Annotated in this window: 22 protein-coding genes; 19 read left to right on the forward strand and 3 right to left on the reverse strand. The window is 65.6% G+C overall.

The genetic code is table 11. The features are described 5' to 3' along the window. From DFR29_RS29660 to DFR29_RS12390, 13 genes are all read left to right on the forward strand, one after another. A partial coding sequence (locus DFR29_RS29660; RefSeq protein WP_208113588.1) for a hypothetical protein occupies positions 1 to 210 on the forward strand: 210 nt, incomplete at its 5' end. A 91-nt stretch (positions 211 to 301) separates the two neighbouring features. Next, a complete protein-coding gene (locus tag DFR29_RS12340; protein ID WP_133818918.1) occupies positions 302 to 736 on the forward strand; it encodes a hypothetical protein in 435 nt (144 codons plus the stop codon). Positions 737 to 939: 203 nt separating this feature from the next. Then, entirely contained in the window at positions 940 to 1,218 is a 279-nt protein-coding gene (locus tag DFR29_RS12345; RefSeq protein ID WP_133818919.1) for a hypothetical protein, read from the forward strand. Positions 1,219 to 1,386: 168 nt separating this feature from the next. Further along, on the forward strand, positions 1,387 to 1,545 hold the full coding sequence (locus DFR29_RS29160; protein WP_166654049.1) for a hypothetical protein: 159 nt from the start codon (positions 1,387 to 1,389) through the stop codon (positions 1,543 to 1,545). Positions 1,546 to 1,647: 102 nt separating this feature from the next. Continuing rightward, entirely contained in the window at positions 1,648 to 1,938 is a 291-nt protein-coding gene (locus DFR29_RS12350) for a hypothetical protein (protein WP_133818920.1), read from the forward strand. Between the two features lie 208 nt (positions 1,939 to 2,146). Beyond that, positions 2,147 to 3,664: a S8 family serine peptidase gene (locus DFR29_RS12355; protein ID WP_166654050.1), complete on the forward strand. Its 1,518-nt coding sequence runs from the start codon at positions 2,147 to 2,149 to the stop codon at positions 3,662 to 3,664. 342 nt (positions 3,665 to 4,006) lie between these two features. Then, positions 4,007 to 5,512 carry a S8 family serine peptidase gene (locus tag DFR29_RS12360; protein ID WP_133818922.1) on the forward strand — a complete coding sequence of 502 codons (1,506 nt, stop codon included), beginning with the start codon at positions 4,007 to 4,009 and terminating at the stop codon, positions 5,510 to 5,512. Positions 5,513 to 5,849: 337 nt separating this feature from the next. Next, positions 5,850 to 6,167, forward strand: a complete 318-nt coding sequence (locus DFR29_RS12365) for a hypothetical protein (protein ID WP_133818923.1) — start codon at positions 5,850 to 5,852, stop codon at positions 6,165 to 6,167. A 255-nt stretch (positions 6,168 to 6,422) separates the two neighbouring features. Next, entirely contained in the window at positions 6,423 to 7,355 is a 933-nt protein-coding gene (locus DFR29_RS12370; RefSeq protein ID WP_133818924.1) for a 5'-nucleotidase, read from the forward strand. A 47-nt stretch (positions 7,356 to 7,402) separates the two neighbouring features. Continuing rightward, entirely contained in the window at positions 7,403 to 8,317 is a 915-nt protein-coding gene (locus tag DFR29_RS12375; RefSeq protein ID WP_133818925.1) for a hypothetical protein, read from the forward strand. Beyond that, positions 8,314 to 9,240: a hypothetical protein gene (locus tag DFR29_RS12380; RefSeq protein WP_133818926.1), complete on the forward strand. Its 927-nt coding sequence runs from the start codon at positions 8,314 to 8,316 to the stop codon at positions 9,238 to 9,240. Before DFR29_RS12375 ends, DFR29_RS12380 begins: the two co-directional genes overlap by 4 nt. A 64-nt stretch (positions 9,241 to 9,304) precedes the next feature. Beyond that, positions 9,305 to 9,799, forward strand: a complete 495-nt coding sequence (locus tag DFR29_RS12385; RefSeq protein WP_133818927.1) for a hypothetical protein — start codon at positions 9,305 to 9,307, stop codon at positions 9,797 to 9,799. A gap of 27 nt (positions 9,800 to 9,826) precedes the next feature. Further along, on the forward strand, positions 9,827 to 10,363 hold the full coding sequence (locus DFR29_RS12390; protein WP_133818928.1) for a hypothetical protein: 537 nt from the start codon (positions 9,827 to 9,829) through the stop codon (positions 10,361 to 10,363). 193 nt (positions 10,364 to 10,556) lie between these two features. On the opposite strand, the gene DFR29_RS12395 is transcribed toward DFR29_RS12390, so the two are convergent. Then, positions 10,557 to 11,387, reverse strand: coding sequence for a polysaccharide deacetylase family protein (locus DFR29_RS12395; RefSeq protein WP_166654051.1), 831 nt, complete (start codon positions 11,385 to 11,387; stop codon positions 10,557 to 10,559). A gap of 244 nt (positions 11,388 to 11,631) precedes the next feature. On the opposite strand from DFR29_RS12395, the gene DFR29_RS12400 reads away from it, so the two are divergent. The 4 genes from DFR29_RS12400 to DFR29_RS12415 all read left to right on the forward strand — a co-directional run bounded on the left by DFR29_RS12400 (position 11,632) and on the right by DFR29_RS12415 (position 16,508). Beyond that, a complete protein-coding gene (locus DFR29_RS12400) occupies positions 11,632 to 12,804 on the forward strand; it encodes an acyl-CoA dehydrogenase family protein (protein ID WP_133818930.1) in 1,173 nt (390 codons plus the stop codon). Positions 12,805 to 12,923: 119 nt separating this feature from the next. Then, on the forward strand, positions 12,924 to 13,478 hold the full coding sequence (locus DFR29_RS12405; protein WP_243746035.1) for a GNAT family N-acetyltransferase: 555 nt from the start codon (positions 12,924 to 12,926) through the stop codon (positions 13,476 to 13,478). 36 nt (positions 13,479 to 13,514) lie between these two features. Next, positions 13,515 to 14,117: a glutathione S-transferase family protein gene (locus DFR29_RS12410; protein WP_133818932.1), complete on the forward strand. Its 603-nt coding sequence runs from the start codon at positions 13,515 to 13,517 to the stop codon at positions 14,115 to 14,117. 126 nt (positions 14,118 to 14,243) lie between these two features. Then, on the forward strand, positions 14,244 to 16,508 hold the full coding sequence (locus tag DFR29_RS12415) for a thiamine pyrophosphate-dependent enzyme (protein ID WP_133818933.1): 2,265 nt from the start codon (positions 14,244 to 14,246) through the stop codon (positions 16,506 to 16,508). A 22-nt stretch (positions 16,509 to 16,530) separates the two neighbouring features. On the opposite strand, the gene DFR29_RS12420 is transcribed toward DFR29_RS12415, so the two are convergent. Next, a complete protein-coding gene (locus DFR29_RS12420; protein WP_133818934.1) occupies positions 16,531 to 17,592 on the reverse strand; it encodes an MBL fold metallo-hydrolase in 1,062 nt (353 codons plus the stop codon). 216 nt (positions 17,593 to 17,808) lie between these two features. On the opposite strand from DFR29_RS12420, the gene DFR29_RS12425 reads away from it, so the two are divergent. Next, positions 17,809 to 18,714, forward strand: a complete 906-nt coding sequence (locus DFR29_RS12425) for an adenylate/guanylate cyclase domain-containing protein (RefSeq protein WP_133818935.1) — start codon at positions 17,809 to 17,811, stop codon at positions 18,712 to 18,714. A 287-nt stretch (positions 18,715 to 19,001) separates the two neighbouring features. Then, a complete protein-coding gene (locus DFR29_RS12430; protein ID WP_133818936.1) occupies positions 19,002 to 20,090 on the forward strand; it encodes a hypothetical protein in 1,089 nt (362 codons plus the stop codon). 148 nt (positions 20,091 to 20,238) lie between these two features. On the opposite strand, the gene DFR29_RS12435 is transcribed toward DFR29_RS12430, so the two are convergent. Further along, the gene (locus DFR29_RS12435; RefSeq protein WP_133818937.1) at positions 20,239 to 22,020 is read right to left on the reverse strand and encodes an ABCB family ABC transporter ATP-binding protein/permease; all 1,782 of its coding nucleotides are present in this window, start codon (positions 22,018 to 22,020) and stop codon (positions 20,239 to 20,241) included. Between the last annotated feature and the right edge of the window lie 136 nt (positions 22,021 to 22,156).

Here is a 22,156-nt window from a genome sequence, read left to right on the forward strand (position 1 = left end):
GCACGCTCGCGCACTTCCTTCGGAAAATTTGCTGACTTGCTCATTGCTCCATCCTCTCAAGAGATGGAGTCTCCGGGGAAGCCGGGGCGGTTCACGATGCACATTGAGCCCCGCGTTGCGCACACGCATGCGCCGTTTGCGGAGGCCATTGCCGTTCTTTCGCGCGACGCGGCACAGTTGATGGGGATTGCGCGGCTTATCGTGAAGTAGCGGGCGAGGCGTGGTGCCACGGGGCCTTGAAGGTTGGTCGGGCGACGAACGGGTTCAGTACCAGCTGTTGGATAACAGAGGAAGCGAACGCATGAATTCATCCCATGACGCGGCGCTACAGAAGCTGCTGGGGGAAATGGCTGCCGCTGTTGCTTGCCTGGATCGGGAAGCCGCCGAGCAGGTGCTGGAATCGGTTCAGACGGTGGAGCCTGAATCGGTCAGGGTCGACGTCCTCAATCAGCTGCTTCTGATGACGGGCCATGAGCTCCACCAGAAAGTGGCATGGGAGATACAGCAGCTCGGTAGCCCTTCCAGTGTTCCGTTCATCCGCCAGGTGTTGGAGCGGGGTTTTGAGCCGTTCGACTACACGTTCTCGGAGTCGGGTGTCATCGCCAAATGGTTCAGCCACGCGTTGGCGGCTATCAACACGCCGGAATCCATTGCGCTGATCCGGGAATTTACGCGTTCGGAGGATAAGGAAGTGGCGGAAGAGATGGCGTATCGGCTTGAGCGATTGAGTCTGTAGGGCGGGTCTTGACCCGCCGTGCCGGTCTTTGCGGATTTCGTGGGCGGGGCGGACGATCTCGTCGTCGTGAATTTTCAGAGTGGGCTAGAAGCAGTTCGTAACGTGGCAGATGGCGAATTGCAGCAGCGCGATGCATGGCGTAAGTCCCTCGCCAGAAGACCTCTGGCTGGTTCAAAACCTCTCGCCAGCGGCAGGAGCGCACCATGAGCCACCAATCCTTCTACCCCCTCGCCGGCGACAACAGCGAAACGCAGCCCGTCCTGTTCGCGCTCGCCCTCGACAATCCGCAACAGCGCAACGCGCTGCTCGACGAAGCGATGGTCCGCCTCAACGCCGCCACCGCGATGAGCGATGCGCTGGTCACTGCGCAGATCGAGCCGCATGGCGCACGCACGCATGCGCCGTTTGCCGAGGCCATCGCCATCCTGTCGCGCGACGCGGCACAGCTGATGCAGATTGCGCGCGGGGTGTCCGCACGCTGAGGCAGCTTGCCCGTCGCGAAGAGGGGCTGCCCAGCGGTCGCACTCGTTGGGTGATAGGCCAGGCTTGTACCTGACCTGCGTGTCTTCCGCGCATTAGTGCTATTCCCTATGTTTCTACGTGCTGGCATTGTCGCCCTTGCTGCGTAGTGCGCCGACGGCGGGGTAGTCATGGACGAAGTCTCCGACAGGGGAGGCAGAGCTTCGTTTCGATGCGCCGGTGTCTGGTCATTCGTTGAGGAGTTCGTCATGCGCGCCGCCCCTTCGTCGATGGTCGATCCCCAGCACAACCTCGAAGGCCGGATACTGGTTGAGTCGCGTGAAATTTGAATTTTGGACAGATTCTTTTCTCGGCCGGCATGGACGCTGCAGCCGGCGAAGTCCTGCGACTTTCCCGGCTACGACTGGCCGCTGATGCAGATACGCCGCTGTATGAACCAGATGGAGCGGCGCTATGGCCTGGTGTTCGTATTGTTCGACAATCCCGGACCGGGCGATCATCCCTGTGAGCAGGCCCCGGCGTACATAGAGGGCTTCGGTTCGCTCTGCTTCGAGCACCTGCCGCAGCTGGAAAGCCCCTGGCTGACGATCTACGTCGACGGTGGGCATCCGTTGGCCCACGCCGTTGAAGTGCTGAAGGCGGCTCTGGATCTCGACGACGACGAAATCGAATGGGTGCAGACCGGCGTTTCGCCGCTGCCTAAACGGCTACCGCGCGTCTGACGCGGCGGCATTGGGTGTTTCTCATCGTTTGTACGCATGTGGGCATCCGTTCGCCGGCTTAGCTTCCATCCGCCCTGCAGGGCTGGCATTGTTGCCGTTCCTGCGTATAGCGCCGACGGCCGGATAGCCGTGGATGAAGTCCCCGACAGGGGAGTCAGGGCTTCGTTTCGATGCGCCGGTGTCTGATCACTTATTTGGGGAGTTAGTCATGCGTGTTGCCAATCGTCCACTCCGTACCTTGCCCTGCCAGATCGCGCTCGCCCTGGCGATGGCGTGTTCCGCTTCCGCCATCCAGGCCGCCCAGGTCGACAGCGCCGTGACGGCCGAAGCCGCGCGCAGTGGCAGCGTCGATACGCTGATCGTGCTGCAGACCAAGGCCTCGAAGGAGATGCTGCGCAGCGACGGCAATTACCTCGAACGCCGCCGCGCGCTGGTCGATCTGCTGCGCACCACGGCCGAGGTGTCGCAGGCCGATCTGCGCCGCTGGCTGGACGAGGAAGGCGTGGCCTACCGGCCGTACTGGATCGTCAACACCATCCAGGCGCGCCTGACCCCGGCGCAGCTGCAGGCTTTGTCGGCCCGCAGCGATATCGCCCGCATCGCCAGCAATGCACCGGTGCAGATGCGCCTGCCGGAACACACCGAAGCGCTGCAGCCACAGCCGTTGGCACCGTTCGCGATCGAGTGGGGCGTGAACAAGATCAAGGCGCCGCAGGTGTGGGCGCTGGGCATCACCGGTGCGGGTGTTGTCATTGCGGGCCAGGACACCGGCATCCGCTGGACCCACGCCGCCATCAAGGGCAAGTACCGCGGCTGGGACGGGGTTGCCGCCAACCACAATTACAACTGGCATGACGCCATCCACGCGGCCAATGCCAGCTGTCCGGCCGATTCGCCGCAGCCCTGCGATGACAATTCGCACGGCTCGCATACCGTCGGCACGGTCGTCGGCGATGACGGCACGACCAACCAGGTCGGCGTGGCGCCCGGCGCGAAATGGATCGGCTGCCGCAACATGAATGCCGGTGCCGGTACGCCGGCAACGTACAACGAATGCGCGCAGTGGCTGCTGGCGCCGACCGACCTGGCCGGCCTGAACCCGAATCCCGACCTGGCTCCGGACGTGATCAACAACTCCTGGGGCTGCGTGGTGGAAGAGGGCTGCACCACCGGCCAGGAAGTGCGCGAGGCGATCGAGAACCTGGTCAGCGGCGGCATCATGTTCGTGGCCTCGGCGGGTAACGACGGCGGCGGCTGCAGCACGATCGGCAGCCCGCCGGGCACGCTGGACCAGGTCTTCACCATCGGCGGCTCGGCGTCCAACGACACCATGTACGCTTCGTCCAGCCGCGGCCCTGTTCCGGTCGGCGGCGGCACCGGCGCCAACAACAAGCCCGACGTGATCGCACCGGCCGTCACGGTGCGTTCGGTCACCATCGGCAGCGATACCAGCTACGGCAACAAGACCGGTACCAGCATGGCGTCGCCGCATGTGGTCGGCGCCGTTGCGCTGCTGATGCAGGCCAATCCCAGCCTGCGCGGCAATCCGGCCGCCGTGGCCGAGCTGCTGCGTTCCACTGCCGTGCCGCTGACGACTACCACGCAGAGCTGCGGCGGTATTCCGTCGACGACCTTTCCCAATCCGGTGCAGGGCACTGGCCAGATCGACGTGCTGGCCGCGTTCAACAAGACCGAGAAGATCTTCGCCGACGATATGGAGCTGTAAGTCTCGGCGTAGTGCGCATTGCCAGGCCACGAAAAAGGGACCGCGAGGTCCCTTTTTCGTGGCCGCTGCAGGGCTGACAGGCGGAGTCTTCCGGCGGAAACCGGGCCGCTGCGGAAAACGTCCTGCAGGCGCAGTGCCGCGCCATCGACGCAGCTGTGCCACGCCTGCAAAGGCGCCGCCCCATTCGGCGGCTCAGCTTCCATACGCTCGCCCACGGTGGCATTGTTGCCGTTCCTGCGCGTTGCGCTGACGGCTTGGTGGCCGTGGACGAGGATCTCTGACAGGGGAGTCGGAAGTTCGTTTCGACGCGCGGGCGTCCGACTACTTTTTGGGGAGTTACCGATGCATCTTGCCAATCGTCCATTGCGTTCCTTGTCCTGCCATATCGCGTTCGCCCTGGCGGCCGCGTGTTCCGCGTCTGTCATCCAGGCCGCTCAGATCGATAGCGCTGTCACCGCCGAAGCCGCGCGCAGCGGCAGCGTCGATACGCTGATCGTGCTGCAGGCGAAAGCATCCAAGGATTTGCTGCGCACCGACGGAAACTATCTGGAGCGCCGCCGTGCCCTGGTCGATCTGCTGCGTACCACGGCGGACGTGTCGCAGGCCGACCTGCGCCGTTGGCTCGATGCGGAAGGCGTGGCCTACCGGCCGTACTGGATCGTCAACACCATCCAGGCGCGCCTGACGGCCGCGCAGGTGAACGAGCTGGCCGCGCGCAGCGATATCGCCCGCATCGCCAGCAACGCGCCGATCCAGTTGCGCATGCCGCAGCAGAGCGAAGCGCTGCAACCGCAGCCGCAAGCGCCCAACGCGATCGAGTGGGGCGTGAACAAGATCAAGGCGCCGCAGGTGTGGGCGCTGGGCATCACCGGCGCGGGCATCGTCGTCGCCGGCCAGGACACCGGCATCCGCTGGACCCACAACGCGATCAAGGCCAAATACCGCGGCTGGGACGGCGCCGTCGCCAATCACAACTACAACTGGCATGACGCCATCCACGCGGTCAACAGCAGTTGTCCGGCCGATTCGCCGCAGCCCTGCGACGACAATGGCCATGGCTCGCACACCGTCGGCACCATGCTCGGCGACGACGGCGTCACCAATCAGGTGGGCGTCGCGCCCGGCGCGAAGTGGGTGGGTTGCCGCAACATGAATGCCGGTGCCGGCACGCCGGCCACCTACAACGAATGCGCGCAGTGGCTGCTGGCACCGACCGACCTGACGGGTGCGAACCCGAATCCTGACCTGGCGCCCGATGTGATCGGCAATTCCTGGGGCTGTCCCGACAGCGAGGGCTGCACCACCGGCCAGGAAGCGCGCGAGGCGATCGAGAACCTGATCAGCGGCGGCATCATGTTTGTCGCGGCCGCCGGCAACGACGGTTCCGCCTGCGGCACCATCGGTGATGCACCCGGCACCTACGACAATGTCTTCACCATCGGCTCGACCACGCAGAGCGATGCCATGTCCGGCTTCTCCGGCCGCGGCCCGGTTACTGGTGCTAACCAGGTCAAGCCCGACGTGATCGCCCCCGGCTCCAGCGTGCGGTCGATCACGCGCAGCAGCGACACGGCCTACACCAGCCTCAGCGGCACCAGCATGGCAACGCCGCACGTGGCCGGCGCTGTAGCGCTGGTGATGCAGGCCAATCCGGGGCTGCGCGGCAATCCGGCTGCCGTGGCCGCATTGCTCCGTTCCACGGCGGTGCCTCTGACGTCGAGCACCCAGGTTTGCGGCGGTATTCCGGCGACCACTTTTCCCAATCCGGTGCAGGGGTATGGCCAGATCGATGTGTTGGCGGCGGTGAACAAGGCGGAGAAGATTTTCGCTGACGATATCGAACCGTAGTCATCGTTGTTGCATCGAATGAAGCGATGTGAAAAAAGGGGCGAAGCGGCCCCTTTTTTCTTGGCGCCGCTGCATTCGTGCACCGCCAGGCCAGGCCAAACGGGTCCTCTATGAACGTTCCTGCCAAAGCGGTTGAAAACTACACCCTCGATGACCGCCTCTTTGTCGCGATTTCCTCGCGTGCGCTGGTCGGTCACAGCCAACGCCATGTCCGGTTCGCTCTACGGTCCATTTTTTTCGAATGCCCACAGACAGTATGAAAATCAATAACTGGTTGCATCCAACGAAGAAGATTGGCGCAAATTCCTTGCGTTCTGGCAACGGTTGTTTGTGAGCTATGAAACTGACTCAGGTCGACATGCCCTACTGGCCAAGCGGGATGTTTCGAGGTCTGTGTGAGCTGTCGCTAAGTGTGGATGAGGTCGAGGAGCGCTTCGGTCTGAAATTTCGGTCCGATCGCGATGATCTTGGGCCGTACGAGTGGGCGGCGGCTGAGCTGGAAGGGTTTGGCTGCGTGCTCTTTATGATCTACACGGAGAGCCTGGAAAAACTTGTAGTCATCTATGTTGACCTCGCGGAAGAGCCGTCTTCTGCACTCCGGACTGTCGTAGCTCGGCTGCAGCTGCGAGGGTCGGAAATTCTTAAGTCGGGCTAATCGGAGGGCGGCGAGTTTTCCCGGCAATGGTGCTGAGTAGCGCGACGACACTGGCGCCGCGTAAACAGATGACGATTCCCGCACACGGCGCGCTTGCGCTGCGGCAGGTGCTGGATTTCCAGAAGCCACTGGCGTCGACGCGTTGATGCAGCGTTGAAGGGAACGGTCGGACGCTCCCTCGTGGGCGTCCGGCTCTAGATATCAGCCCTCCCGGCAGCCTCTCGGCTGTCGGGGCAACCCGTTACACTCCGGGGCATGAACACCCCCTCCGACATCGTCGCAACCGATACCACCGACGACCGCCTCGTCGTCGCCATCTCTTCACGCGCGCTGTTCGACCTCAGCGACAGCCATGCCCTGTTCGAACGCGAAGGGCTGGATGCCTACCGCCGGTACCAGATGCAGCACGAAGACGAGCTGCTGCCGCCGGGTATCGCGTTTCCGCTGGTGCAGAAGCTGCTGCGACTGAACGAGGCGGGTGGCAGTGCGCCGCGGGTCGAGGTGATTCTGCTGTCGCGCAATTCGGCCGATACCGGCCTGCGCATCTTCAATGCGATCGAGCATTACGGCCTGGCCATCGAGCGCGCGGCCTTCACTAACGGTGCGCCGACGCATGCCTATGTGCAGCCGTTTGCGGCGGACGTGTTCCTGTCGGCGCATCCGGAAGATGTCGCGCATGCGCTGGCGGCCGGCGTGGCGGCGGCGACGATATTGCCGTCCAAGGCGCCGAGCCAGGCGTCGGAACAGTTGCGCATCGCTTTCGATGGCGACGCGGTGCTGTTCGGCGACGAGTCCGAGCGCGTGTCGCAGGAACAAGGGCTGGATGCGTTTCACCGGCACGAAAGCGAGAACGCGGCGCTGCCGCTGCCGGGTGGTCCGTTCCGTGGTTTCCTCGATGCCTTGCATCGCATCCAGAGTGCGTTTCCGCTGGAGAATTCGCCGATTCGCACGGCGCTGGTCACGGCGCGTTCGGCGCCGGCACATAAGCGCGTGATTCTTACCTTGCGCGCCTGGGGCGTGCGTATCGACGAGGCGCTGTTTCTCGGCGGGCGCGACAAGGGGCCGTTCCTCGAAGCGTTCGGCGCGGATATTTTCTTCGACGATTCGCGCAAGAACGTGGAATCGGCGCGGCGCCATGTCGCCACCGGCCATGTGCCGCACGGTGTGTCCAACGAGGTGCGGCGCTGAAGCGCGGCGGCGGCTGGCGTGGGCATCTGCTGTGGCTGCTGCTGGTCGTGGCGGCACTGCTGGCGCTCGCCTGGTTTGCTGCCGACCGGCCTGCGCCGCCCGCGCAGGCGCTGGCAAAGCCGGTACCGGCGTTCACCTTGCCGGCGGTCAGGCCGCCGGCAGTAGCGGCTACTGAGGCCAAGGCGCCGGCATCCAGGACGCGTGCTGCTGTGCCCGCCGAGGCCACTGCCACCGCCGTGGCTTTCGCGCAGCGGCGCAGCGAGCTGGAACGCAGTGCCCGCGCTGGCGATGCCATCGCCGCGGCAGAGCTGGGCGGCGTGCTGGCCACCTGTGTGAATTACCACGGCGGCACGGTCGAGGAGATCGAAGACTTGGTCGTCAATGGCCTGGCTACCGGCGTGGAAGTGCCGGTGCTCGGCGGCAGGCCGATTTCGCCCGAGCTGCTGGTGCTGGTGCTGCAGGATACGCAGCGCGAACTGGAAAGCCGCTGCCACGGACTGGCGGGTGCGGTGACGTTCGATGACCAGCCTGCTGCCATCGCCTGGCTGCAGCAGGCCGCCGATGCGGGGCGTATCGAGGCCATGCTCGACTACGTGCGGTTCACTTATCAGGATTTCGACGACGGCAAGGCGATGCTGGTCCATGCCGATGAGGTGCTGCAGCGCAAGCGCCGCGCCGTGACGTATCTGGCCCAGGCGATTGCGGCAGGCAATGCCGATGCTTTGCAGCTGCGGGCGGAGATTCAATCGGAGGGCGGCGTGCTGCCGCGCAATTCGCCGGCCGCCTATACCGACGCTTACGCCTACAGTCTCACCGCGCAGGGCAGGCAGTGGCCGGCGCGGCAGCGCGAGCTGTATCTCGATGCGCTGGCCCAGCCGCTGGATGCGGCACAGCGCGAACAGGCGCGGCAGCAAGGCCTGGCCTTGTGGCAGCGTTGCTGCAGCCAAGGAGCTGGACGATGAAGCCGCGCCACTACGCGTTGCTGTTGGCCGTCGTTGTGCTGGCCGCGCTGGTAATGTGGCGTTGGCGCGCCGGGCAGACAGCGCCGCCCGTTGCGATAGCGCCGACGCCTGCCGTTGTTGCGCCGCCTGCCGTGGCGGCAGCGCCGCCGGTGCCTGTTGCGCTCAGTCAGCCCCCGCCACTGTTGCCGTCGAGTCTGCCGGCTGCGTTACGCACGCGGCACGCGCCGCTGACACAGGTCTATGCAGAGCTGGTGAAGTTGGCGCAGTCCGGCAATGTCGAGGCGATGCACGAGCTGGCTTCACGTTTGTATTTTTGTACCGCGGAGCGCCGGCAGGCATTGCAGTTGTCGATCGAACTGGAGCAGGGGCGCGAGTTGCCGCTGAATGCGGATGAGGGCTACCGCAAGATACGCGCCGACTATGTCGCGCAGCAGCAGGCCCGGCTGGACGAGTGCGCCATCGTGCCCGCGGGCGCGCCCAGTGCGCTGGACTGGCTGCAGCGTGCCGGCGAAATGGGCTATGGGCCGGCGCAGCTGGACTATGTGCAGCAGGCCATGGGTGACTATGGCGTGGCCGAGCCGAACGCAGTGGCCGAGCAGATCGAGGAAATTCTGCGCCGGCGCGAACTGGCGCGGCGTTTCATGGCCGAGGCCATGACGCATTGCGTGCCCGGCGCCTTGCGCTACCAGGCAGGCAACAGCGAAATCCTGTTTGATGCGGGCAATGCGCAGGCATACGCTATTTCCCGCGCGGCTGCCGCCGATGCCCTGTGGCGCGAGACAGCCGCGACGAACGAGCATGGCGAATTGGCTGCCCGCCTGCGCGAGGATTTCGATTTCCTGGCGCGCGAACTGGACGAGGTATCCCGCGCTGCCGCGCAGCGCCAGGGCGAGGCCATGTACAACACCTGCGCGCCGCGCTGAGCCGGCCGGTTGAGCTGGCGCGGCGGCAATGCGACCATCGCGCGCTGTGCTTCCGGGCTTTGCCATGAATCTAGCGTCGCAGTTCCACGTTACCGAGGTCGACCAGGGGCCGCCGTTCGCCGAGGCGCTGTTCCAGCGTAACTACAAGGCGTCGGCGCCGGATTTTCCGCATCACGTCGTGGCCTTCCTGCGCCGTGACGACGGCAGTTTCGTACCGGCCAGCTATGTGCACTTCACCGACTGCGCCGATATTTTCCTGGCCGGTGGCGCCGCTACCGACGGCGACCTGCTGCGCAGCCTGCCTGACGACACGCGCGCACAGTTGCAGGAATACGGGGGCCTGATGCTGGCCACACTGCGCTACGGTTTCGAGCGCTGGGGCCCGCGCTGCGAGGCCATCTTTACCTGCTGCGGCGATGCGCGCGCGCTGCAGACCACGCCCAAGCTCGGCTTTGTCGAAACCGGTGTGCCGTATCTGCTGGTGTGCTGGCAGCGCGAGCTTTCGCCACGGCGCCAGCGCGAGCTGATCGCCAAGGCCAAGAGCTTCATGCCGTTTTGACAGTGAATTGCACCAAGGAGATGGCGCATGCGCAGCGGTGAACACTTCGATCCACGCGAAATCCTGCCGGCGGAACTGCAGGGCTTCATTACCATCACCGAACTCGATCACGCCGACTTCCTGGTCGGCGACCTGTTCCGGCGCAAGTTCGGGCATCCGCCGCCGGATATTCCGCGCCATGTGGTCGGCCTGTACCGCGCACCGGTTGGCAGCCTGCACCTGGCGGGCTTTTCCCACATGATGCCGTTCGGCGATGTATACCTTTCTGGCGGATCGTGCACCGACGGCGACACGGCGCGCCTGATGCTGCCCGAACAGCGCGAAGCGCTGCGTGCGGCAGGTGGGCTGTGGTTCTACTTGTTGAAATATGCATTTCGCAAATATGCGGATTGCTGCGACGCGTTCTTTGGCCATTGCGGCGACAAGCGGGCGCTGGAAGTGGCGCTTGCCGCGGGCTTTGTCCAGACGCCGCACGAGCATGTGATCGTGAACTGGCACAAGCCGCTGCATGACAATCACAAGCGCGCGCTGGTCGCCAAGGTGCATGCGCTGGGGGCGTTCTGAGGCGAAAAGCGCTGGCGACAATACGGCAAATGGCGCATTCGTCGGGGTGGGCATCGGCGCATGCCGGCCGTTGAGGTGTTCTCGCAATAAAAGCCGAGGCCGGAGAAGTCTCGCCGCTTTTATTGCCCGGCAAGGCGAAACCGTCGGTGTGCGTCCTTGCGAAAAAACCGCGACGTTCGGGATGCCTCGCGGCTTACCCCAGGGTTGCCGCCAGGATCTCCCGCAGCGCATCCGGCGTCTTCCAATGCCAGCCGCAGATGTAGCGCGGCACGTTCCAGCGTTCGCTGTGCAGGCTGGCCGGCACGGCGCCGTCGCCGAAGGCCGCATCCAGGCCGACCTGCTCGCCGCGCCGCGGCAGCCAGTCGTCCTTGAGGAAACTGTTCACATGTCCAAACGGATAGCAGAACAGGCGCGGCACCTGCGGCGAGATCTGTGCGGCGATGTAACGCTGTGCCTGTTCGATCTCGAATTCCGCCTGGGCTTCGTTGGCCACGGCGAAGAAATCGCCGCGGGCCAGGTCGTGCGGGCCGGGGCTGTCCAGGCAGGGGTGGTTGTGGTCCCAGCTGTGGTTCTCGATGCCGATCAGGCCGCTGGCCTGGGCCGGGCGCCACCATTCCTGCTGCATCCAGTTGCGGCCGACCAGGCAGGCCGTGTCCATGCGTGCGCGCGCGGCCGGGTCGGCGATGACGAAGGCGGTCAGGTGCAGGTCGGGCTGGGCGTCGCGGCCGTGGCGGCGGCGGAAGTCGAGCAGGGCGCTGAAAAACCCCTGTTGCAGGCCGTGGACCGGGTGGTCGAGGTCGTAATAGTCGAAATTGCTGCCGTCGTCGCAGGTCAGGGCGACGCAGCCGTTGAGGTCGCGCTCGCTGCGGCCGAGCAGGCGGTCGATCACCCATTGCACCGGCACGATGCGCAGGCCCAGCTGGTGGATCAGTTCCAGATCGGCGGCAAAGGCGACATGGTCGTTGCCGTCGTAATCGTTGCCGGCGATGTTGACGCCGTGGTAAGTGAGTATGGGTACCTGCATTGCTTTCGACACGAATGGCGCAGCCGGCATCATACGCAGGCATCGCGGCCAGGGCACGGCCGGCGCCGGCAAGCGCGGAGCGTGGTGCCAACAAGGCGCCACTATTGCGCGTATCGATGGGGCCAATGCCTGCGCGGGTGAAGTTTGCCGGAGGCGTCGCTAGAATGCCGGGCCGCTCGAAAATGGCGCTGCGTTACGCGCTGTCCGAGTCACCTTTTGTCCCGCCTCGACTCCCGGAACTCCCATGGCCGCCAGCACGCTCAATCCCTACGATCTCTACGATATCCGCTCGATGCTGTCCGAAGAGGAAGTCATGGTGCAGGACGCCGTGGCCCGCTTCACCGACGAGCGCGTGCTGCCGATCATCGGCGATTGCTTCGACAAGGGCGTGTTTCCCCTCGACCTGATTCCGGAAATGGCCGAACTGGGCCTGCTCGGTTCCTCGCTGCCGACCGAATACGGCTGCGCCGGCATGAACGCGGTCAGCTACGGCCTGATCTGCCAGGAACTGGAACGCGGCGACTCGGGCATCCGCAGCTTCGCCTCGGTGCAGTCCTCGCTGTGCATGTACCCGATCTACGCCTACGGCAGCGAAGAGCAGCGCCAGCGCTGGCTGCCGCAGATGGCGGCGGGCAAGGTCATCGGCTGCTTCGGCCTGACCGAACCGCACGGCGGTTCCGACCCGGCCAACATGAAGACCCACGCCAAGCGCGACGGCGGCGACTGGGTCATCAACGGCGCCAAGATGTGGATCACCAACGGCAATCTGGCGCATATCGCCATTGTCTGGGCGCAGACCGAGGAAGGCATCCAGGGCTTCATTGTGGAAAAAGGCACGCCGGGCTTCGTCGCCCAGGAAGTGCACAAGAAGATGAGCCTGCGCGCGTCGGTTACCTCGGGCCTGTTCTTCGACAACGTGCGGGTGCCGGATTCCAGCCGCCTGCCCAATGTGAAAGGCCTGAAGGGTCCGCTGGGCTGCCTGACCCAGGCGCGCTACGGCATCACCTGGGGCCCGATCGGCGCGGCCATCGCCTGCCTGCAGGAGGCGACCGAGTATTCCAAGACGCGCATCCTGTTCAACAAGCCGATCGCGGCGACCCAGGCCGTGCAGCTGAAGCTGGCCGACATGGCCCGCCGCATTACCCTGGCGCAGCTGCTGTCGCTGCAGCTGGGCCGTCTCAAGGATGCCGGCAAGATGCAGCCGACCCAGGTCTCGCTGGCCAAGTGGAACAACGTGCGCATGGCGCTGGATATCGCCCGCGAAGCGCGCGACATCCTCGGCGGCGCCGGCATCACCACCGAGTACTGCCCGATCCGCCATGCGCTGAACCTGGAATCGGTCATCACCTACGAAGGCACCGAGACGGTGCATCAGCTGGTGGTGGGCCGCGAGCTGACCGGCATCAACGCGTTCTGATGGCTGCATCGAAGGCACTCCGCCGCGCCTGCTGCGCGGTGGAGTAGCGCCCGGCCACGATGCGTGCGCCGGAACTCGGGCGCGCGCTGTTTTCCGGTGAAAACATGGGGAGAGATGCCGTGAGCGAGGCCAAGCAGGATCATCGCGTGATCGAAACCGAACGGTTGCTGCTGCGCCCGCCGCAGCGCGAAGACCTCGACGGCTGGGCCGAATTTGCCGCCGATCCCGACTGCATGCGCTTTCTCGGCGGTGCGCAGGGCCGCTCCGCCGCCTGGCGCGCGATGATGTGCATGGCGGGTTCCTGGCAGCTGCAGGGCTTTGCCATGTTCTCGGTGATCGAGAAATCCAGCGGCCGCTGGATGGGCCGCATCGGCCCGTGGATGCCGGCGGACTGGCCGGGCACCGAGGTCGGCTGGGGCCTGTCGGCCGCGGCCCAGGGCAAGGGCTATGCGGTGGAGGCCGCCACTGCGGCGATCGACTGGGCTTTCGCCAACCTCGGCTGGAGCGAAGTGATCCACTGCATCGATCCGGACAACACGCCGTCGATACGGGTGGCGGAAAAACTCGGCGCACGTCTTCTGCGGCGGGTCACGCTGCCGGCACCGTACGACACGATGATCATCGACGCCTGGGGCCAGAGCCGCGAAGAATGGCAGGCGCGCCCGCGCGCCTGATCCGGCCGCAGCTGCTGGTTTGCACGGAGTTGATTTATGTTGACCGTCTACGGAATGAAATCGTCGGGCAATTGCTACAAGGTGCAATTGTTGCTGGAACAGCTGGGCCGGCCTTACCGCTGGGTCGAGGTGAACAGCGCCGCCGGCGAGACACGCACGCCGCAGTACCTGGCGATGAACGCGAACGGCAAGGTGCCGCTGCTGGAACGGGAGCCCGGCCGCTGGCTGGCCGAGTCGAATGCGATCCTGTGCTACCTGGCCGAAGGCTCGGCGCTGTGGCCGGCCGATGCCTGGACGCGGGCGCAGATGCTGCAGTGGCTGTTCTTCGAACAGTACAGTCACGAACCCTGCGTTGCCGTGGCGCGTTTCATCTGCGTCTATCTGCCGCCCGATCACGCCCGCCGCGCGGAACTGCCGCGGCTGCGCGAACGCGCTGCACAGGCGCTGGCGGTGATGGAACAGCATCTGCAGAGTCACGCGTTCTTTGCCGGCGACGACTATTCCATCGCCGACATCGCCCTGTTCGCCTATACCGACAAGGCGGCCGACGGCGGCATCGACCTGTCGCCGTACCCACAGGTATTGGCATGGCTGGCACGCGTCCGCCAGCAGCCGGGCCACGTTGCGCAGCAGGTCTGAGCCGCGCACGTCAGCGCGGTCCGGCGCGTTTCCAGTACAGTCCAGTATCGCTATTCTTGTATTCCCACACGTTCCGCCCGCCGTCGCGGCCTTGCCGTCGGCGGGCGTTTGCCAATCAGGTCTCCCATGTCTGCCGTTGCTCCGATTCCCGCGCGCCACAAGAGCCTCAACCGTGCCGAAGTCTGCGATCAGAATTTCATCGAATTCGTCCGCGACTGGAGCGGCCATACGCACAAGCGTCCGGCCCAGGACGAACCGGTGCTGCCGGGCAGCCTGTGTACCGCGGCCGATTTCATCGCGCTGTTCGAATCGCAGCTGATCAGCCGCCATCTCGACCTGATGGCGCGCGTGCTGCGCGTTAAACAAAAGGTTTTCTATACGATTGGATCGTCCGGCCACGAAGGCAACGCGATGGTCGCGCGCCTGACCCGGCATACCGATCCGGCCTTCCTGCACTACCGCTCCGGCGGTTTCATGGCCGAGCGCTTCCGCAAGATTCCCGGCATGGATCCGATCATGGATTCGGCGCTGTCGTTTGCCGCCAGCAAGGACGATCCGGCGTCCGGCGGCCGCCATAAGGTGTGGGGTTCCAAGCCCTTGTGGGTGCTGCCGCAGACCTCGACCATCGCCTCGCACCTGCCCAAGGCGCTGGGCACGGCGGTCGCGATCGAGCAGGCGCGGCGCATCGGCCACAAGCTGCCGATACCGGACGACTCCATCGCCATCTGCTCGTTTGGCGACGCCTCGGCCAACCATGCCACGGCGCAGACCGCATTCAACACCGCGCAGTGGACGGCTTACCAGAAACTGCCTGCGCCGGTGCTGTACGTCTGCGAAGACAACGGCATCGGCATTTCGGTGAAGACGCCGACCGACTGGATCTCGGCCAGTTTCAGCGGCCGGCGCGACCTCGACTATTTCGCGGCCAACGGCCTGGACCTGGCCGAGGGCTACGAGCAGGTGGCGCGGGCGGTGTATCACTGCCGTACCACGCGCCGGCCGACCTTCCTGCACCTGCGCACCACGCGCATCATGGGCCACGCCGGCACCGATTTCGAAATCGAATGGCGCAGCGTGGAAGAACTGATGGCCGTGGAGGCGACCGATCCGCTGCTGCGCTCGGCCGCCATCGCGCTGGAGTCGGGCCTGTATTCCAAGGACACCTTGCTGTCGCGCTATGAAGCGGTGCGGCAGAAATGCTTTGCCGCGGCCGACGAGGCCGACCGCCGGCCCAAGCTGACCGATCTGGCCGAGGTGCTGGCGCCGCTGGCGCCGTATCACCCCAATCAGGTCAACCTCGAAGCCAAGCGCGCCGACTACGCGGAAAAGCGCCTCGCCGTGTTCGGCGGCGAGGAGAAGCTGCCGGAAAAGCTGGCGCCGCGGCACATGGCCATCCAGATTAACAACGCCCTGCACGACCTGTTCTGCAAATACCCGGAAAGCCTGCTGTTCGGCGAGGACGTGGCGCAGAAGGGCGGCGTGTATACGGTGACCAAGGGCCTGCACAAGGCGTTCAAGGGCAACCGTGTGTTCAACACGCTGCTGGATGAAACCATGATCCTGGGGCTGGCCCAGGGCTATGCCAACATGGGCATGCTGCCGCTGCCGGAAATCCAGTACCTGGCCTATTTCCACAATGCCTGCGACCAGATCCGCGGCGAAGCCTGTTCGCTGCAGTTTTTCTCCAACGGCCAGTTCCGCAATCCGATGGTGATGCGCATCGCCTCGCTCGGGTATCAGAAGGGATTCGGCGGCCATTTCCACAACGATACATCGATCACCGCGCTGCGCGACATTCCCGGCTTGGTGGTCGGCTGCCCCAGCCGTGGCGACGACGCGGCGATGATGCTGCGCACGCTGACCGCGCTGGCCAAGGTCGACGGGCGCGTCTGCGCCTTCCTCGAACCGATCGCGCTGTACATGACCAAGGATCTGTACGAGCCCGGCGACAGCCAGTGGCTGACCGCCTATCCCGCGCCCGACCAGCATATTCCGCTGGGCGAGGAGCGCGTCTATTCGCCCGGCGCGAAAGACCTGGTCATCTTCTGCTACGGCAATACCGTGCCGATGAGCCTGCGCGCGGCCAAGGCGCTGGAGGCATCGCGTGGCTGGAAAACCCGCGTGGTCGACCTGCGCTGGCTGCAGCCGCTGAACGAAGCCGCCATCGCGCGCCATGCCGGTGACTGTGCGCGCATCGTCGTCGCCGACGAGGGCCGCCGCAGCGCCGGCGTGGGCGAGGGCATCGTCACTGCGGTGGTGGAATCGGGCAACGGCGCCAAGCCGCTCAAGCGCGTGGTCGGCGTCGATACTTATACGCCGCTGGCCGGCGCGGCCTTCCTGGTCTTGCCCTCGGACGACGACATCGCGGCGGCGGCGGCCAGCCTGGCCTGAATCGCGGCGCCGCAGGGCCAGCCTAGGGGCTGGCCCAGGCCGACTGCAGCGCCGGGCCGGTGACGTACCTGCGGAACAGCGCATTGCGCACCGGCGAATCGCCGGCAAATCGCCGGCGCCAGTCGTCCAGCGTGATTTCCTTGCGTGCCGCGGCGAGGTCCAGCCCGCGGCGCCGGGCATCGGCAACCTTGGCCTTGATGTCGGCGAACAGGTCGCGCAGCTGCCTGAGGTAGGCATCGTCGCGCTGCACCGGGCCGTGGCCGGGCAGTGTCATGGCCGGCTGCAGCGCCAGCAATTGCTGCAGGGCCAGATCCCAGCCGGCGACGTGGGACTGCTCGCCGCCGACCAGCGGCACCGGCCAGACCACCAGGTCGCCGCTGGCCAGGATGCGTTCCTGCGGCAGCCAGACGACCAGGTCGGATTCGGTATGGCCGCGGCCGGCGCGGCGTACCTCGATGCGGCGTGTACCGCGTTGCAGTACCAGGTCGGCCGAGGGGGACAGATCGGGCAGCACGTCGGCAGTGCCTGGCACCACCTTCATGTAGTTCGCCACCAGGGCAATATCGCTGGTGTAGCTCTGCCGTTCCTCTTCGCTGATGGGCTGGCCGGCCAGGTTCTTGCCCTGGTCTATGAGCTGCTGCATCTGGGCTGCGGCCTGTGGCGCACCGTCGATCATGCCGGCCCGGTTCTTCGCACCCGTGCCGGGCAGGTAGTCGCGCAGCGTGCCGTGGGCAATGAACTGGATGCCGGGATAGGCCTCGCGCCAGCGCGCATTGCCAATGACGTGGTCATCGTGCCAATGGGTATTGACCAGGTAGCGCACCGGTTTGTCGGTGATGCGTTTCAGCGAGGCGATCAGCTCGGTCGAGGCCTCGGGCGCATCCACGACGACAACATCGCTGTCGTTGACGATGAACAGGCAGTTGGCATCGACCATCAGTCCGGGTGGATCGGTACGTACCGCGGCATGTACGCCGGGCGCCAGGGTTTCGAGGCGGAAGCCCGGTTCTGCGGCGGCGGTCCTGGCGAACAGGCCGGCGATGCAAAGTGCCGCGGTTGTGCAGACGGGGCGAAACAGCGACATGGCGGGCTCCGCAGGCAGGCTTGGGACAGCTGCACGATGGCGCGCCGGCGCGGGGCTGGGCAAGGTCGTCTCGTCGCAGTGCCTGCGCGTTCGGCTAGGCCGCAAGCCAGGGTGAGGAATGGCAGGGTAGCGGCGGCGGCAATCGGCAGGTTGGCGAACTGTGCGGAGGTCGTCGGTTATGGAGCCGCCTTCGTGAATCGCCTATGATCCGGCCAGATGAGTCAGCGCCAGCCCCTCACCATACTTTTCGCCGACGTCTCGGGCAGCACCAAGCTGTTCGAGACCCTGGGCGACGAATCCGCCCGCCGTATCGTATCCGGCGTGCTGCAGGCGTTGGCCGAGATCACCCGGCACCATGGCGGCAAGTTGATCAAGACCATCGGCGACGAGGTCATGTGCACCTTCCCCGGCGCGCTCAACGGCCTGCTCGCGGCGACCGACATGCAGAAGCGCGTCTCGTCCGACCCGGCCTTCATTCGCGACAACCTGGCCATTCGCATCGGCCTGCACCACGGCGAAACCCTGGTCGAGGAAACCGATGTGTATGGCGATGCGGTCAACACCGCTGCGCGCATGGCTTCGCTGGCCAAGCGCGAGCAGATCGTCACCACCGCGTCCACCGTCACCGGCGTGACCAATACCGGTCCGCTGCGCACGCGCTCGCTCGGTACGGCGCGCGTCTCTGGCAAGCTGCAGCCGATCGAGATCGTCGACGTGATGTGGCAGGACGACATCTCCAACGTCACCACGGTGCAGCGCGTGGTCAAGCTGGTCGAGGCGCAGCAGCGCAAGGCGCGCCTGCTGTTGCGCTACCGCGGCCAGGCCATTGAGCTGGACGAACTCGCGCCGTCGTATTCGATCGGCCGCGAAGCCAGCAACAATCTGATGGTCGACGCGGAATGGGTGTCGCGCACGCATGCCACGATCGAATACAAGCGCGGCTACTGGGTGCTCGGCGACCGCTCCACCAACGGCACCTGGGTGCGCCTGGGCGAGGCCGAGGAGTTGCGCCTGCACCGCGACGAAATCCAGCTGCGCAGCCGTTCCGGCACGATCAGCCTGGGACAGGAAACCGGACTCAATCCGGACTACGTGCTGCAGTTCCAGTGCATTGAAGCGTGAGGCCGGGGCGGTTAGGCGCGGCTTTTGCTTATGCCCGCGACGATAGTGCAATTCTGTCCTGTCTTGTCAGCCGCTTGTCCACCAGCACCATCTGTACTGGATCGCAGCACGGCGGCCCGGTGACCGGCGCTGCGCGGTTCGCGCGGCCTGGCCCAGCCGTTTTGCGCCACTACACCATGACGGCCAGCAGTTGACGCCTTCGTCACGTTCACGACAATGATTGCAACATTTTCGCCATTCCGCCCGGGCCTCAGAGGGACCGCGGCAAGCTCAGGGGGAGCATAGCCATGGCCTACAAGATCGCGCTGGTCGGCGCGAGTCCGGCTGAAGAAACCGAATTCCGCGGCCTGCTCAGCACGGCCGCACAGCGTTTGCGCCAATCCTGGGAAGTCGGCAACGAACGCGACGCCGACCTCGTCGTCGTCGATGTCGACTCGGTGTTCGGCCATATGGCCTGGCTCAAGGCCAACGGCGCGGGCAAGCGCACAGCGGCGTTCACCGAACGCGATTCGGCACGCGAGTCCGACCTGTTGCTGGGCCGGCCGCTGAGCCTGGAGGGCCTGGTCAAGCTGCTGCTGATGTACAACCTGCCGTCCGGTGCTGCCGTACCGGCCAGTGCTGCCAGCGCTGCCAGCGCAGAGCGCGAAACCTATGCCAGCGAATTCTCGCCCAGCGAGATGGTGCGTCCGCAACGCGCCGCGCCGCCGCCGCGTGCGGAAGCTGCGCCAGTGGAGGCGCCGCGTCCACTGCCGCCGCGTCCCGCACCGCCGCCGGTGCCGGTGGCTGTACCGCAACCGCCGCCGCCTGCACCGCTGCCGCCGCGGGAACTGAGCCTGGCCGATTTCCTCACCAACTCGCCCTTGCCCGGTCCGGCCCGGCTGAGCAGCGAAGGTGCGCCCGATCTGATCGTCGATCCGGCCAGCCAGAGCTGGGTCAGCAGCGCCAGCGGCCTGCGTGCGCTGGCACCGCATTGCGCGCGCGGCCTGACCATGGCCGACTGGCAGCTGCTCAACGCGGCCGAGTTCGCCGCGGCCAAGGGCAGCGCAGCTGTGCAGCCGTATTCGCGCCTGCTGTGGTTCTTCACCTTGAACCGCTCGCAGGGCGAGCTGCTGCCGGGACTGGAGCGCGGCGCACGCTACAAGCTGGCGCGTTATCCGCAGAGCGAGCGCGAATTCGCCAAGCACTTCCGCATCGGCACGTTCATGATGAAGGACTACGCCAGTCTGGAAGACATCGCCGAAGCCAGTGGCGCAGCCCTCAACGACGTGATCGATTACGTCAACGCGTACACCGCGGTGGGCTACGTCGAGAACGACCGCAGCAAATACGACGCGACCGACCCGCGCGGCCGTCCGCGCAATCCGTTCGCACGCTGAAGTCGTACACCGGGCCGCTGGCGGCGATTGTCCGGCGCCAGGCTCACGCACGACGGCGCAATTCGCCTTCGGTTCATCGCGCCCTACGAGTTGCGCTTTCGTAGGGTGCGATAAGCGCAGCGAATTGCACTGCGCACGGGCACCGGCCTCAGGCCGCTACCGGCACCGCCTCGCGCTGCTGCATGGCCCATAGCGCCGCATAGCGGCCGCCGGCCGCGAGCAGGGCGGCGTGGTGGCCGCGTTCGACGATGCAGCCCTGGTCCAGCACGATGATCTCGTCCGCATCGACGATGGTGGACAGTCGATGGGCGATCACCAGCGTGGTGCGCTCGCGCGCAATGTCTTCCAGTTCCGCCTGGATGATCTTCTCGGTGCGCGTATCCAGCGCGCTGGTCGCCTCGTCGAAGACGAGCAGGGCCGGGTTCTTCAGCAGGGTACGGGCGATCGCGACGCGCTGCTTCTCGCCGCCGGACAGTTTCAGGCCGCGTTCGCCCACGGCGCTGTCGTAGCCCTGCGGCAGCGATTCGATGAAGTCGTGGATATGCGCCGAACGTGCCGCGGCGATCACTTCCTCGCGGCTGGCCGAGGGCTTGCCGTAGGCGATGTTGTAGTAGATCGAATCGTTGAACAGCACCGTGTCCTGCGGCACGATGCCGATCGCCGCGCGCAGCGAATCCTGCGTCACGCTGCGAATATCCTGGCCGTCGATGAGAATGCGCCCGGCGCTGACGTCGTAGAAGCGGTACAGCAGCCGTGCCAGCGTCGACTTGCCCGCGCCGGTGGTGCCGACCACTGCAACGGTCTTGCCGGCAGGAATGGAGAAATCCACATCGCGTAAAATGGCGCGGGCCGGGTCGTAATGGAAATCGACATGTTCGAAGCGCAGTTCCGCGCCGCGTACGGCCAGTGCCGGCGCGCCGGGGCTGTCGGCCACTTCCTGGGCTTCGTCGAGCAGGTCGTACATGCGCTGGATGTTCGACAGCGCCTGCTTCACCTCGCGATAGACCATGCCCAGGTAATTCAGCGGAATCGACAGCTGGATCAGGAAGGCGTTGACCAGCACCAGGTCGCCCAGGGCCATGCGCCCCTCGGCCACGCCGGCGGTGGCGCGCCACAGCAGCAGGGTCAGGCCCAGGGCGACGATGCTGGCCTGGCCGATGTTCAGCACGGCCAGCGTCTTCAGGCTTTTCACGGTGGCCTCTTCCAGCCGTACCAGGCTGCCGTCGAAGCGGCGCTGTTCGTGTTCTTCGTTGTTGAAATACTTGACTGTCTCGTAGTTCAGCAGCGCATCTACGTTGCGCGCATTGGCCTCGGTGTCGGCTTCGTTGGCGGCGCGGTAGTAGCGCAGGCGCCACTCGGTCACGGCAAAGGTGAAGACGATGTAGCTGACCAGCGTGCCGAGAGTGATGACAGTGAAGGTCCAGTCGTAGCGCCAGATCAGGATGGCGCTGACCACGACCACCTCGAACAGGGTCGGCAGAATCGTATACAGCGTCCAGTCGAGCAGGTCGGCGATGGCGCTCATGCCGCGTTCCACGTCGCGGGCGACGCCGCCGGTCTTGCGGTCCAGGTGAAAGCGCAGGCTCAGCGCGTGCAGGTGGCGGAACACTTTCAGCGTGACCATGCGCGAGGTGCGTGCCAGCACCCGGGCGAACACGATGGTGCGCAGTTCCTGGAACAGCGACGATGCCAGCCGCAGTGCGCCATAGGCCACCAGCGGAATCAACGGCAGCAGCAACAGGCTGGGTGCTACGTCGAGGCGGTCGATCAATTCCTTCAGCGTCAGCGGCACCGCGATGGTGGCGAGCTTGGCGGCGACCAGAAACAGCAGCGCCGCCAGCACGCGGCCGCGATACGGCCAGACCTGCGGCAGCATCAGGCGCAGGGTGGCGAAGACGGAGCGATCAGGTTTGCTGGGAGTCGGCTTCATGGCGGGGGCTTGATGGCAACCGGCGACAGATGGGGGCGCGACCGCGGCGATCAACCGCGGCGGTCGGGGCTGCATCTTGCGCTGCCCCTAACGACGGCGGGCGTATGATCCGGTTTTTCTCCCTGACGAGGTGCCG

This window comes from Tahibacter aquaticus, assembly GCF_004363655.1.
GTDB classification, from domain to species: Bacteria; Pseudomonadota; Gammaproteobacteria; order Xanthomonadales; family Rhodanobacteraceae; genus Tahibacter; species Tahibacter aquaticus.